This window comes from Streptococcus pluranimalium (assembly GCF_047785745.1).
GTDB lineage: Bacteria > Bacillota > Bacilli > Lactobacillales > Streptococcaceae > Streptococcus > Streptococcus pluranimalium_B.
Genome location: NZ_JBLOJT010000046.1, coordinates 1 through 13065 on the forward strand (window position 1 = coordinate 1; position 13065 = coordinate 13065).

9 protein-coding genes and 1 riboswitch are annotated in these 13065 nt (G+C 38.5%); of the genes, 8 read left to right on the forward strand and 1 reads right to left on the reverse strand.

Annotated elements, in window-relative coordinates; translation table 11 throughout:
• Positions 1 to 329: 329 nt before the first annotated feature.
• Complete coding sequence (locus ACMZ6U_RS06235) at positions 330 to 590, reverse strand: type B 50S ribosomal protein L31 (protein ID WP_104968135.1); 261 nt, start codon at positions 588 to 590, stop codon at positions 330 to 332.
• Between the two features lie 134 nt (positions 591 to 724).
• Positions 725 to 822: riboswitch (PreQ1 riboswitch) on the forward strand.
• Between ACMZ6U_RS06235 and ACMZ6U_RS06240 the strand changes: the two genes are divergently transcribed.
• From ACMZ6U_RS06240 to glgA, 8 genes are all read left to right on the forward strand, one after another.
• Positions 820 to 1329, forward strand: coding sequence for a QueT transporter family protein (locus ACMZ6U_RS06240; RefSeq protein WP_416107180.1), 510 nt, complete (start codon positions 820 to 822; stop codon positions 1327 to 1329). Its footprint overlaps the riboswitch before it by 3 nt.
• 93 nt (positions 1330 to 1422) lie before the next feature.
• On the forward strand, positions 1423 to 3381 hold the full coding sequence (ligA, locus tag ACMZ6U_RS06245) for an NAD-dependent DNA ligase LigA (protein ID WP_416107182.1): 1959 nt from the start codon (positions 1423 to 1425) through the stop codon (positions 3379 to 3381).
• Positions 3382 to 3413: 32 nt separating this feature from the next.
• Positions 3414 to 4448, forward strand: a complete 1035-nt coding sequence (locus ACMZ6U_RS06250; RefSeq protein ID WP_416107184.1) for a diacylglycerol kinase — start codon at positions 3414 to 3416, stop codon at positions 4446 to 4448.
• Positions 4435 to 6687, forward strand: a complete 2253-nt coding sequence (gene pulA, locus ACMZ6U_RS06255) for a type I pullulanase (RefSeq protein ID WP_416107186.1) — start codon at positions 4435 to 4437, stop codon at positions 6685 to 6687. The genes ACMZ6U_RS06250 and pulA overlap by 14 nt, the downstream gene beginning before the upstream one ends.
• Before the next feature lie 213 nt (positions 6688 to 6900).
• Positions 6901 to 8778, forward strand: coding sequence for a 1,4-alpha-glucan branching protein GlgB (glgB, locus tag ACMZ6U_RS06260; RefSeq protein ID WP_416107188.1), 1878 nt, complete (start codon positions 6901 to 6903; stop codon positions 8776 to 8778).
• 271 nt (positions 8779 to 9049) lie between these two features.
• Positions 9050 to 10189, forward strand: coding sequence for a glucose-1-phosphate adenylyltransferase (locus ACMZ6U_RS06265; protein ID WP_416107189.1), 1140 nt, complete (start codon positions 9050 to 9052; stop codon positions 10187 to 10189).
• Positions 10179 to 11312: a glucose-1-phosphate adenylyltransferase subunit GlgD gene (gene glgD / locus ACMZ6U_RS06270; RefSeq protein WP_416107191.1), complete on the forward strand. Its 1134-nt coding sequence runs from the start codon at positions 10179 to 10181 to the stop codon at positions 11310 to 11312. The genes ACMZ6U_RS06265 and glgD overlap by 11 nt, the downstream gene beginning before the upstream one ends.
• Positions 11309 to 12736 carry a glycogen synthase GlgA gene (glgA, locus tag ACMZ6U_RS06275; protein WP_416107193.1) on the forward strand — a complete coding sequence of 476 codons (1428 nt, stop codon included), beginning with the start codon at positions 11309 to 11311 and terminating at the stop codon, positions 12734 to 12736. The genes glgD and glgA overlap by 4 nt, the downstream gene beginning before the upstream one ends.
• Positions 12737 to 13065 lie beyond the last annotated feature (329 nt).

Sequence of the window (13065 nt, forward strand, 5' to 3'; positions counted from 1 at the left end):
CTTTTTAAAAGCAGTTTCGGAATTAGGAACTGCTTTTTTGGGCTCTTTGTCAACTGTAGTGCGTGAGCTAAAGGTTTTATGTAAAGAACAGGAGCATAGACTTTTACCTTTTCCTTCATACATGCCTAAATGTAACATCATAGAAAATATGAGATTATATCAAAAAACACCTTAGAAAAGTATTATCATTCAACAATATTTTTCTGAGGTGTTTTTGTCTTATTCTTGTTTCAGCTGATAAAAATAGATAGGATAGGTGGTTGGCATTGAGAATGGGTGGAAATAAATAACCACTTTCATTTGATGAAAGTGGTTTTTGTAAAACTGGATTATTCCGCAGCGTTTGCGTCTTTGAGACCGTATTTTTTGTTGAAACGGTCCACACGTCCGTCTGCTTGTGTGAATTTTTGACGTCCAGTGTAGAATGGGTGTGAATCAGAAGAGATTTCAACACGGATAAGTGGGTAAGTTGTACCGTCAACTTCAACAGTTTCGTTACTTTCTTTAGTTGAACCGCTGATAAATTGGTAACCAGTAGTTGTATCTAAGAAAACAACTGGACGGTAGTTAGGATGGATATCTTTTTTCATTGTTAATGGTTCCTTTCTGCCATAGCAATTTGCTTGCCATAGTTATTAACCATTTTATTCTAACAAAACTTATGACAGATGACAAGGTTTTTATACCTTTTTATAAAAAAAAACTCTATCATTTTCACAACTTATGTGATAAACTAAAAGAGTTGTTTAGGCAACCCTTGGTGCTTACTTTCCTTTCACCAAGCATATTACATACGGTATAACTGTTAAAGGAGAAAAAATGAAAAATCTAACAACTCGTGATTACGTTCATATTGCCTTAGTGGCTGCACTATATGTCGTTTTAACCATCACTCCCCCACTTAATGCCATATCTTATGGTGCCTATCAGTTTCGTGTCTCTGAGATGCTTAACTTTTTAGCCTTTTACAATCCCAAGTATATCCTCGCAGTAACATTAGGATGTATGATTGCAAACTTCTATAGTTTTGGCATGGTTGATGTATTTGTAGGAGGTGTTTCTACCTTAGTCTTTGTGACTTTAGGTGTTTACCTCTTTAAAAAGTATCAACAAGAAACAATTGTTAACGGTCTCTTTAATAAAGCCTTTTTCTACTTTTCATTCTTCTTTGCTGCATCAATGTTTACTGTAGCGCTTGAGTTGAAAATAGTTGCTCAGGTACCATTCTTCTTAACCTGGTTTACAACAGGGATTGGAGAGTTGGCTTCTCTATTGATTGGGTCACTAGTTATTAGTAGTATTGCTAAACGTATTGACTTGACTATCTAGACTATTAAAGCTATCTCCGGATAGTTTTTTTTATTTGTCATTTTCAATCAATCTAATCGCAAAAAAGTTTATGACTTATGCTAAAATAGAAATATGGAAAAACGTATGAAAGAGTTGGTTGAAAAGCTCAACCAGTACGCTAAAGAATACTACACGCAAGACAATCCGTCTGTCTCTGATGCCGACTATGACAAGGCTTATCGAGAATTAGTTGATTTGGAGAAACAGTATCCAGAGTTTATTCAAGAAAATAGCCCAACTCATCGTGTGGGCGGTCTTATTTTATCGGGTTTTGAAAAATATCAGCATATTTATCCTCTATATAGTTTACAAGATGCCTTTTCAAGAGAAGAGTTAGATCTTTTTGATGTACGTGTTAAAAAGGAATTCCCCAAAGCTAGCTATGTTGCCGAATTAAAAATTGATGGTTTATCGATTTCTTTGACCTATCAAAATGGTAGCTTGGTGACTGGTTCGACGCGTGGTGATGGAACTATCGGCGAAAATATCACTGAAAATCTCAAGCGTGTTAAAGATATTCCGCTAAAATTAGAACAAGCCATTGACATAACAGTCAGAGGGGAGGCTTATTTGCCTAGAGCCTCTTTTGCCTCTATTAATCTAGAACGTCAAGAAAATGGTGAAACAGAGTTTGCTAATCCCAGAAATGCAGCAGCTGGTACTTTGCGTCAGTTGGATACAAGTATTGTTTCCAAGCGTAATCTAGCGACCTTTCTTTATCAAGAAGCTAGTCCTAGTCAGCAGGGGACTCAAGAGGAGGTGCTTAGCCATCTGTCTTCGCTTGGTTTTTCAGTTAATCAAGAACGCTTTATCAGCTCCTCTATAGATGAGATTTGGAGCTTTATTCAAAGTGTTCAAGAACATCGCGATCAGCTTCCTTACGATATTGATGGCATTGTTATTAAAGTCAATGATTTGCATATTCAGGAGGAATTAGGTTTTACGGTTAAAGCGCCTAAATGGGCGATTGCCTATAAGTTTCCGGCTGAAGAAAAAGAAGCCCAACTTTTATCCGTTGATTGGACGGTTGGGCGTACAGGTGTCGTGACTCCAACAGCTAATTTAACCCCAGTTAAACTAGCAGGTACAACAGTTAGTCGGGCTACCTTGCATAATGTAGATTATATTAGTGAAAAGGATATCCGTATTGGTGACTCTGTTATTGTCTATAAAGCTGGAGATATTATCCCTGCTGTTTTACGTGTTAATATGGACAAACGAACCCATCAAGAACCATTACCTATTCCATCAGTTTGCCCATCGTGTGCTAGCGACTTGGTGCACTTGAAAGAAGAAGTAGCTCTTCGTTGTATCAATCCACTCTGTCCAAATCTCATTCAGCGAAGTCTGGAACATTTTTCAAGTCGAAATGCCATGAATATTTCTGGTTTAGGACCAACAGTTGTTGAAAAACTGTATGAAGCACAGTTGGTAAAAGATGTCGCTGATATTTACCAGATATCTGTTGATGACTTATTAACCCTGCCAAATATCAAGGAGAAATCCGCAGAAAAACTCTACCAAGCTATTCAGAATTCAAAAGCCAATTCAGCTGATAAATTATTATTTGGTTTAGGTATTCGTCATGTTGGTGCCAAAGCGAGTCGTCTCATGTTGGAAGAATTTGGCACAATTCCTCATTTGGCACAAGCTCCGGAAGAAGCAATAGCTGCAATTGATGGTTTGGGAGCTGTTATTGCTGAATCAGTACATAACTATTTTGCTAAAGATGAGGCAGTCGTCCTCTTGAGAGAACTAGAAGAAGCCGGTGTCAACCTAGACTATCTTGGAAAAAAAGTCTCTAAAGATGCTCAATTATCAGGTATGACAGTGGTCTTAACTGGAAAATTAGAACAACTAACGCGAAATGACGCCAAAGAAAAATTAGAAGCTCTGGGTGCCAAAGTTACCGGTTCTGTCTCTAAAAAGACTGACTTGCTCATTGCTGGAGCTGATGCTGGTAGTAAGCTTGAAAAGGCTAGGTCTTTGGGGATTCGTATTGAATCAGAAGAGTGGTTAAGCGCTTTGTAAAATCAAAGAGATACCTAGATGAAGGAGAATGTATGACAAAACAAAAAAGGGCGCGTTTGATTTATAACCCAACTTCAGGTCAAGAAATCATGAAAAAAAACGTGGCTAAAGTGTTAGATATTTTAGAAGGTTATGGCTATGAAACGTCTGCTTTTCGAACAACTGCAAAGCCCAATTCAGCTCGTGATGAGGCTCGCCGTGCAGCTAAAGCAGGGTTTGATTTAGTGATTGCAGCGGGTGGTGATGGCACTATCAATGAAGTTGTTTCTGGTATGGCTCCCCTTGAAAAGCGTCCCAAAATGGCTATTATTCCGACAGGAACAACTAATGATTTTGCTAGAGCCTTAAAAATCCCTCGTAGTAATCCTGTAAAAGCAGCAGAATTAATCGGTAAAAATCAAACTTTAAAAATGGACATTGGACTAGCTGAAACAGAAAAGTATTTCATTAATATTGCAGCAGCTGGAACTTTGACAGAACTTACTTATAGTGTGCCGAGCCAATTAAAAACGATTTTTGGTTATTTAGCTTACTTAGCCAAGGGAGTTGAGCTCCTACCACGTGTTCGTAATAGTCAGGTGAAAATCATATATGACCATGGTGTTTTTGAAGGCCAGGCTTCTATGATTTTTGCAGCCATCACTAACTCAGTTGGCGGTTTTGAAACAATTGCACCTGATGCAAAACTAGATGATGGAAAGTTCACACTTATCGTCGTAAAAACAGCTAACTTATTTGAAATCATTCATCTCATTCGCCTAGTTTTACAAGGTGGTAAACATATTGATCACCCTCTAATCGAGTATATAAAAACAAACGAATTGACCATAGAGCCACAAAGTCACCAGCGGATGATGATTAATCTGGATGGAGAGTATGGTGGCGATGCCCCAATAAAACTTAAAAATTTAAAGAATCATATTACATTCTTCGCCAATACGGATGAAATTTCTGATGATGCTATGATGCTTAATACAGAAGATTTGGCTATGGAAGCTATTGCACAGAAATTTGCGCATGAAGTGGAAGATTTTGAGGAGAAAGAAGGAATTGATGAACATTTGTAAAACTCAAAATACAGTGATTGTTCATTATCATCGCCGCCAGGGTAATTATTTTGACTTGAGTTTGTGGCGATGGCTTGATAATGAATGGGGCCGAGATGTTCAGTTTTTAAGGTATGATAGTTTTGGGGCTGTTGCCATTTTAGAATTTGATGCACTGCCTCATCAACATCATGTTTATGTCATGGCCAAAAATCAAAACTGGAGTTATAAAAGCTTAGAATATCGCATTAACAAGCTAGCGGGTGCTAATAAGACTGAAGTTTGGATTGTTGATGGTGATGAGATGCTCTATTACTCAAGGCAAGCTGCAGTAGCTAGCAAATATTATGCTAGACGAAAAGTACGTGGCTTTGATATGGCAGTCAACGCTAAGGTTTTCGATAAAGAGTGGGGCTTTGATGGTTGGCTTGGGGCAAAATATAGTAAAGAAGCTACAAGCTTTAGACTTTGGGCACCTACTGCTGAAAAAGTTGAACTGGTTTTGTATCATTCTACTTCGGAAACAGCCAGTGTGGATCAGGTTATGATGATGCACCGTGGAACGGGTCGTGATTTAGAAAATCATCAAGAAAATACGCAAGGTGTTTGGCAGCTGACAGTGACTGATGATTTAAACTATAGGGCTTATGTTTACCGTGTTTATCATCGCAGAAGAACCTTCTCAGATACAAGAGATCCTTATTCGACTGCTACAACAGCTAATGGCCGCAGGTCTATTGTCATTAATCCTGAGCTGATGTCGCCAGAAGGATTTAGTATTAAACATGGGCAAGAGGCTCACTGGCGAATAGAGAATCCGAACCAAGCTGTTATTACTGAAATGCATATTCGTGATTTTACAAAATCACCTTCTTCTGGGGTTCGGAAAGAGCATCGGGGGAAATACTTAGGAGCCATTGAAAAAGGGACCACTAATCGTTTTGGTGATAAGACAGGTTTTGATTATCTTAAGGAGTTAGGGACATCTTATATTCAGCTTCAGCCTATTTTTGATCATCATCAAACCTTTGATAGCAATGGTGATTATGCTTACAATTGGGGCTATGATCCTGAAAATTATAATGTCCCAGAAGCTAGTTTCTCTAGCAACCCTCATGAACCCTTATCACGTATTCATGAGTTAAAACAACTCATCCAGACCTATCATGATGCAGGGATTGGTGTGATTATGGATGTGGTCTATAACCATACCTTCTCTAATGTTGACTCTGCCTTTCAACTAACCGTACCAGACTACTATTATCGAATGAATCCTGATGGCACATTTCAAAATGGAACGGGCGTTGGTAACGAAACGGCTAGTGAAAAAGAGATGTTCCGAAAATATATGCTGGATTCCATTCGTTATTGGATTGAAGCCTATAATATTGACGGTTTCCGTTTTGATCTGATGGGGATTCACGATGTTGAAACAATGACAATGATTCGAGAGATGATTGATACTATCGATCCTAGAATCCTTGTATATGGTGAAGGTTGGGATATGGGGCAAGGTCTCATGCCTGAAAATAAGGCGATAAAGACTAATGCGTCACAAATGCCAGGAATTGGATTTTTTAATGATGATCAACGAGATGCCATTAAAGGAGCTGAAATTTATGGTGAACTGACGCATGGATTTGTATCTGGAGCAGCGACAGAGGATATTGTCGCTAAAGCTATTTTAGGTAGTGATGAGTTGGTCGATTACATCGCTCCGAATCAAGTTTTAAACTATGTAGAAGCTCATGATAATTACAATCTAAATGATCTTTTATGGACCTTACATCCAGCAGATGATCAAAGCGTACATATCAAACGCGTTCAACTAGCAACGGCGCTCAACCTTTTATCACAAGGTATGTGCTTTATGCAGATTGGTCAAGAGTTTTTAAGAACGAAGCTGGTTGGGACTGGAAATGAAGGTGAACTTACTTCGCAAGATTTACAGCATGCTATGAATTCTTACAATGCCCCTGATGTTGTTAATCAGATTGATTGGGATTTAGTGACTTATCACAAGGAGACTGTTAACTTTGTTCGGCAGTTAATTTCTTTGAAAACAAGGGATAAAGCCTTTTCTTGGACAAGTTTCAGCGACATTAGACGTCATATCTATATTGAGACAGCTCTTCCAGCATCTGGCTATATTAGTTATACGATGGCTGGGAATCACAATTACCGCATTATTCTCAATACTAATGAAAAAAAATTGAATATTTCAATAACAAAAGACAAAAAGTATGATATACTATTTTAAACTATAAAACAGTCATGATATCTCTATCATATATTTGTTTTGTTGGATCTTTGACAGACACCGATACCCCTACATTAGCATAGGGGTATTTTTGTTTTTTTAAGATGGCTATTTTCTTGGTGAGTTCTTAGGTAGACTGATAATCATATATTTTTTAGTAAAAAATGACAGATAATTCAGAATTTTAGTTTTTTTATAAGAGAGGGAGGTGCTATGGATAGAGATGGGCATCTTTATACCTTGGGTATAGGAGAAAATTATCATTTACAAGATTTTTTAGGTGCGCATGAGGCTCTTGAAGATGGTCAAACGGGCTATTATTTTAGGGTTTGGGCCCCAAATGCTGAAAATGTCAAGATTATTGGTGATTTTACAGGTTGGTATGATTTCCCGTTACCGTTAAAACGTCATGAATCAGGAGTTTGGGAAGGACATAGCCCGTATGCTCAGGCAGGTCAGATTTACAAGGTTTTAGTCCAAAGGCAAGGAGGACAGGTTCTTGAAAAGATTGACCCTTTTGCTCGCTATCTTGAAAATCGCCCTAGTACTGGAGCTGTTTTACAAAAAGCGTTGAGCAGGAAGGGGAAAGATGGCCTGTGGATGGGACGCCGAAAACGTTTTGGCTTTAAAGAACGACCGGTCAATATTTATGAAGTACATACTGGCTCTTGGAAGACGGATGAGTCGGGGAATCCTTATACTTTTGAACGACTGCGAGAAGAACTCATTCCCTACCTGGTCGAGATGAATTATACGCATGTTGAATTTCTTCCTTTAATGGCACATCCCTTGGGGATGAGTTGGGGCTATCAGTTGATGGGATACTTCGCTTTTGAGCATTCTTACGGCACCCCTGAAGCCTTCAAAGATTTTGTAGAAGCCTGTCACCTACACAATATAGGTGTCATTGTCGATTGGGTACCAGGTCATTTCACCCAGAATGATGATGCCTTGGCGTACTATGACGGCACACCAACTTTTGAATACCAAGATCCAGATCGAGCACGAAATGTTGGTTGGGGGGCACTTAACTTTGATCTCGGTAAAAATCAAGTTCAATCCTTCTTGATTTCTTCCATTCTCTATTGGATTGAAGCTTTCCATATTGATGGTATTAGGGTTGATGCTGTGACTAATATGCTCTATCGAGATTTTGATCAAGGACCATGGACACCTAACAAATATGGTGATAATCGTAATCTTGAAGGGATTGCCTTTCTGAAAAAAATGACTCAAGTAGTGAAAAGTTATCATCCTAATGTCATGTTGATTGCTGAGGAATCTTCTTCGACCATTCCCATCACTAAGCCTGTTGATGAGGGAGGTCTCGGTTTTGACTATAAGTGGAATATGGGATGGATGAATGATATCCTCAAATTCTATGAAGAGGACCCTATTCATCGTAAAAATGATTTTAACTTAGTCACTTTCAGTTTTATGTATTCCTTTAAGGAAAATTACATTCTACCATTCTCACATGATGAAGTGGTTCATGGCAAGAAAAGCATGATGCACAAGATGTGGGGGGACCGCTATAACCAATTTGCTGGACTCCGTAATCTTTATGCTTATCAGATTTTCCATCCTGGTAAAAAATTACTTTTCATGGGTTCAGAATTTGGCCAATTTTTAGAATGGAAGTCACATGAGCAACTCGAATGGCAGAATCTTGAAGATCCCCTCAACCAAAAAATGCAATTTTTCACCAGTCAACTCAATCGTTTTTATAAAGACCACAAGGCGCTTTGGCAGATTGATGATTCCTACGATGGGATAGATATTATTGATGCTGATAACAAAGAAGAAACGGTTTTGACCTTTGCAAGACAAAACAAAAAAGGTGAACTCCTCCTTGGGATTTTCAATATGACCCCAGTTGAAAGGCGAAATTATACGGTTGGTGTCCCACTTGCAGGTATCTATGAAGAAGTCATTAATACAGAACTGGAGATTTATGGAGGGACTTGGACTAAAGGAAATTCACCTCAAAAAACAGTAAAAACTAAGTGGAAGGATTATGACCAAACGATCAGTTTCACCTTACCTGCCCTAGGCGCGAGTATCTGGAAAGTTAAAAGACGCTTGAAATAGTTTAGAATTTATAATCACAGATGGAGGTTTCCTCTCAGATCTAATAGTCACTCAATCATCGTTAGATGGTTTTGAAATATAACAGTATGCCTGCAAAAGTTTATACTTTTAATTCAAAATCTGAATATAGAATTATGGTTCGAGGTTTAGATTTTCATTGAGTATTACTTTGATTGATGCAGATTTTTAGCACAAGCTATATTCGTCAAAAGGCTAGGGTTAACAAAGTGTTATAGCTGCTAGCTGTTTAAGATAAAAAGAAGGAATGATTATGAAAAATGAAATGTTAGCTCTCATCTTAGCTGGTGGACAAGGAACACGGCTAGGTAAATTAACACAAAATATTGCCAAACCGGCGGTTCAATTTGGTGGACGATATCGCATTATTGATTTCGCCTTATCAAACTGTACCAACTCGGGTATTCAGAAGGTTGGTGTCATTACCCAGTATCAACCCTTAGGCCTGAACCAACACATTGGAAATGGCTCATCATGGGGCTTAGATGGTATTAATGCTGGCGCAACCATTCTGCAACCTTACTCAGCGACAGAAGGTAACCGTTGGTTCCAAGGAACCAGTCATGCTATCTATCAAAATATTGAGTATATCGATAGCATCAATCCTGAATACGTCTTGATTCTATCTGGTGACCATATTTACAAGATGGATTATGATGATATGCTTCAAACGCATAAGGACAATCAAGCCAGCTTGACAGTTGCTGTTATTGATGTACCACTCAAAGAAGCTAGTCGATTTGGGATTATGAATACTGATTCATATGACCGAATTGTTGAATTTGAAGAAAAACCAGAACATCCCAAATCAACAAAAGCATCAATGGGGATTTATATCTTCAACTGGGCAGCTCTTCGTGAGATGTTAGTCAATGGAGAGAAAAATGGTGTTGACATGTCTGACTTTGGACAAAATGTCATTCCAGCCTATCTTGAATCAGGTGAACGTGTCTATACATATAATTTTAAAGGCTATTGGAAAGATGTGGGAACTATTGAGTCACTCTGGGAAGCCAATATGGAGTACATTCCAGTCGATAATGAATTGGATAGTCGTGACCGCTCATGGAAAATTTATTCTAAAAATGAAATTGCACCACCAAACTTTATTTCTGAAAAAGCAGAAGTTAAGGATTCATTGGTTGTTGATGGTTGTTTTGTTGATGGGAAAGTAACGCATTCTATTCTATCAACGAATGTACAAGTGCGAGAAGGTGCTCATGTTCAAGATAGTTTTGTCATGAGTGGCGTTAAAATCGGTAAAGGAGCTGTGATTAAACGTGCTATTATCGGTGAAGGAGCAACGATTGCGGACGGGGCTGTGATTGATGGTACAGAAGATGTTCAAGTCGTAGGATACAATGAAGTAGTGGGGTTAGCAAATGAAGATTGATAAATACACAGCCATTCTAGGAAATGCCGTTGGTTACCACGATATGGAAAGTTTAACGGATAATCGACCACTTGCCAATTTACCTTTTGATGGGAAATACCGCTTGATTGACTTTCAACTCTCAAGTCTAGCCAATGCAGGTATTCGAAGTGTTTACGGGATTTTCCGCGGGCAAAATATTCGTTCTGTTTTCGACCATATCCGAAGTGGTCGTGAGTGGGGCTTGAATACCTTAACTAGCCATTATTTTCTTGGTTTCTACAATACAGACGAAGAGACAACCATGACAGATGATGATTATTATAGTCAGATTTTGACCTACCTTAAGCGTTCAGGTTCTGATCAAACGGTTTACATGTCTTGTGATATCCTCTCAAATATTAATCTCGAACAAGTCATTCATCTTCATAATGCTAATCAGCGAAATATTACAGTAGTGTATAAGCGACTTCCTAAAGATGCTATTTCATCAGCTAATGAAGTGCTAGACATTGATGAACAAGATAAGGTGATAGGTAAACAATCACTAGAAGACGCTATTGAGCCAGTTCCCATGTCAGCAGATATTTACGTGGTCAACACGCCGTGGCTGATTGACAGATTAGAAGAAGAAGCTCAAAAGAAAGAGCCTCGTAAAATTCGTTTTCTTCTCCGTGAACTCATCGTTACGGAACAGGCATTAGCCTTTGAATATACGGGATACTTAGCCAATATCACCTCTGTAAAATCTTACTACGATGCCAATATGGACATGTTGGATCCGCAAAAATTCTATTCTCTTCTTTATTCAAACCAAAAGGTCTATACAAAAGTTAAAAATGAAGAATCAACTTATTTTGACCAAGCATCGGAAGTTAATAATTCTCAATTTGCTTCAGGATCAGAAGTCTACGGACAAGTTAATCATTCCATAGTTTCACGGTCATGCCATATAGCTAAAGGTAGTCATATTAATCATGCTCTGATCTTCCCGAAAGTAATTATTGGTGAAGGTGCTGTTGTTGAGTATGCCATTATCGATAAAAATGTCATTGTGCCAGCTGGCGTAACGCTAAAAGGTACAGCTGAAAAACCATTGGTTATCGGGAAAGGACAAATTATTACAGGAGATATAATCGAATGAAACTCTTATTTGTAGCAGCAGAAGGTGCGCCGTTTTCTAAAACGGGAGGTCTAGGTGACGTCATCGGGGCTCTTCCAAAATCTCTGGTTAAACATGGTCATGAAGTTGCTGTTATTTTACCTTACTATGATAGTGTGGCAGCAAAATTCGGAGACGAAGTAGAGGACTGCTTTGACTTTACAGTCAATGTTGGCTGGCGCCGTCAGTATGCGGGTGTGAAATATATACAACGTGATGGTGTTCATGTCTTCTTCATCGATAATCAATATTATTTCTTCCGTGGTTCAGTTTATGGATTTTGGGATGACGGGGAGCGCTTTGCTTTCTTCCAATTAGCAGCCTTAGAGTTAATGGAAAAAATCGATTTTATTCCTGATATCCTCCATGTCCATGATTACCATACAGCTATGATGCCGTATCTCTTAAAAGAGAAATATCTTTGGATTCAAGCCTATCAAAGTATCAAAACGGTCTTCACCATTCATAATATTGAATTTCAAGGACAGTATGGTCCAGAAATGCTAGGAGATCTTTTTGGTGTGGGCAGTGAGCGTTATGAAGATGGCACCCTACGCTGGCACGATTGCTTGAATTGGATGAAGGCAGCTGTTTTATATGCTGATTGCGTGACAACAGTGTCACCATCCTATGCTGAAGAAATTCAAACGGCTGAATTTGGAAAAGGCCTGGATCAAGTCATGCGGATGGAATCTGGGAAACTCTCAGGTATTGTTAATGGGATCGATACTGATTTATTAAATCCAGAGACTGATTCACTAATCCCATACCATTTTTCCAAGGATGATTTAACTGGAAAAGCTAAGAATAAAGCTGCTTTGCAAGAACGTCTGGGTCTCCCTGTTAGAGCTGATGTACCATTGATTGGAATCGTTTCTCGATTGACAGATCAAAAAGGATTCGATTTGGTGGTCAATGAATTGGAATATATTTTGCAACAAGATTTGCAAGTTGTTCTTTTAGGGACAGGCTATGCGGATTATGAAAATGCCTTTTCATGGTTTGCTAGTCAATATTCAGACAAGCTTTCTGCAAATATCATGTTTGATTTAGGACTTGCCCAAGAGATTTATGCTGCATCAGATCTCTTTTTGATGCCATCAGCATTTGAACCATGTGGCTTATCTCAAATGATGGCTATGCGATACGGTTCCTTGCCAATTGTTAGCCAAGTCGGTGGTTTGAAAGATACGGTAGAATCCTATAATGAGTATACTGGTCAGGGCACAGGGTTTGGTTTTGCAGAGTTTTCAGGCTACTGGTTAACCAAAACGATTGAACGAGCTTTGAAAGTTTACCAAGACGACAAAACAGCTTGGTCAAAACTGCAACAAGAAGCAATGACACGGGATTTTTCATGGGATACAGCAAGTAAATCCTATGATGAACTCTATCAACATCTCTAGATAGTCAGTTTAGAGGTCCGTCCTCCTTTTAAAGCAGATAGTGAAGTTATCAAAATGGTATAATGTGATCCCTAATTAGCGAAAAGACTAGTAAAATTCTTAATAACGGGTATATGTTATATTGCTTGGCCAAAGAAATATTGATACTCTTCGTCAATTTACTTCATCTGATTCTGATTTTCATTGAATATTAGTCAAAGTTGAAGTGACTTTATCTCAAAGCTCATTCTTTTGATGATATAACGAAAAGCTGGAATTAAAAAGTTCCAGTTTTTCTGGCTCTTCGTCAACTGTAGTGGGTGACTTATAATTAACATCTAGAGAGAATC

What these genes read in the sequence shown, in the direction of transcription:
- ACMZ6U_RS06235 (WP_104968135.1), bottom strand. Translation starts at nt 590, where the DNA reads ATGAAAAAAGATATCCATCCTAACTACCGTCCAGTTGTTTTCTTAGAT.
- ACMZ6U_RS06240 (WP_416107180.1), top strand. Translation starts at nt 820, where the DNA reads ATGAAAAATCTAACAACTCGTGATTACGTTCATATTGCCTTAGTGGCT.
- ligA (WP_416107182.1), top strand. Translation starts at nt 1,423, where the DNA reads ATGGAAAAACGTATGAAAGAGTTGGTTGAAAAGCTCAACCAGTACGCT.
- ACMZ6U_RS06250 (WP_416107184.1), top strand. Translation starts at nt 3,414, where the DNA reads ATGACAAAACAAAAAAGGGCGCGTTTGATTTATAACCCAACTTCAGGT.
- pulA (WP_416107186.1), top strand. Translation starts at nt 4,435, where the DNA reads ATGAACATTTGTAAAACTCAAAATACAGTGATTGTTCATTATCATCGC.
- glgB (WP_416107188.1), top strand. Translation starts at nt 6,901, where the DNA reads ATGGATAGAGATGGGCATCTTTATACCTTGGGTATAGGAGAAAATTAT.
- ACMZ6U_RS06265 (WP_416107189.1), top strand. Translation starts at nt 9,050, where the DNA reads ATGAAAAATGAAATGTTAGCTCTCATCTTAGCTGGTGGACAAGGAACA.
- glgD (WP_416107191.1), top strand. Translation starts at nt 10,179, where the DNA reads ATGAAGATTGATAAATACACAGCCATTCTAGGAAATGCCGTTGGTTAC.
- glgA (WP_416107193.1), top strand. Translation starts at nt 11,309, where the DNA reads ATGAAACTCTTATTTGTAGCAGCAGAAGGTGCGCCGTTTTCTAAAACG.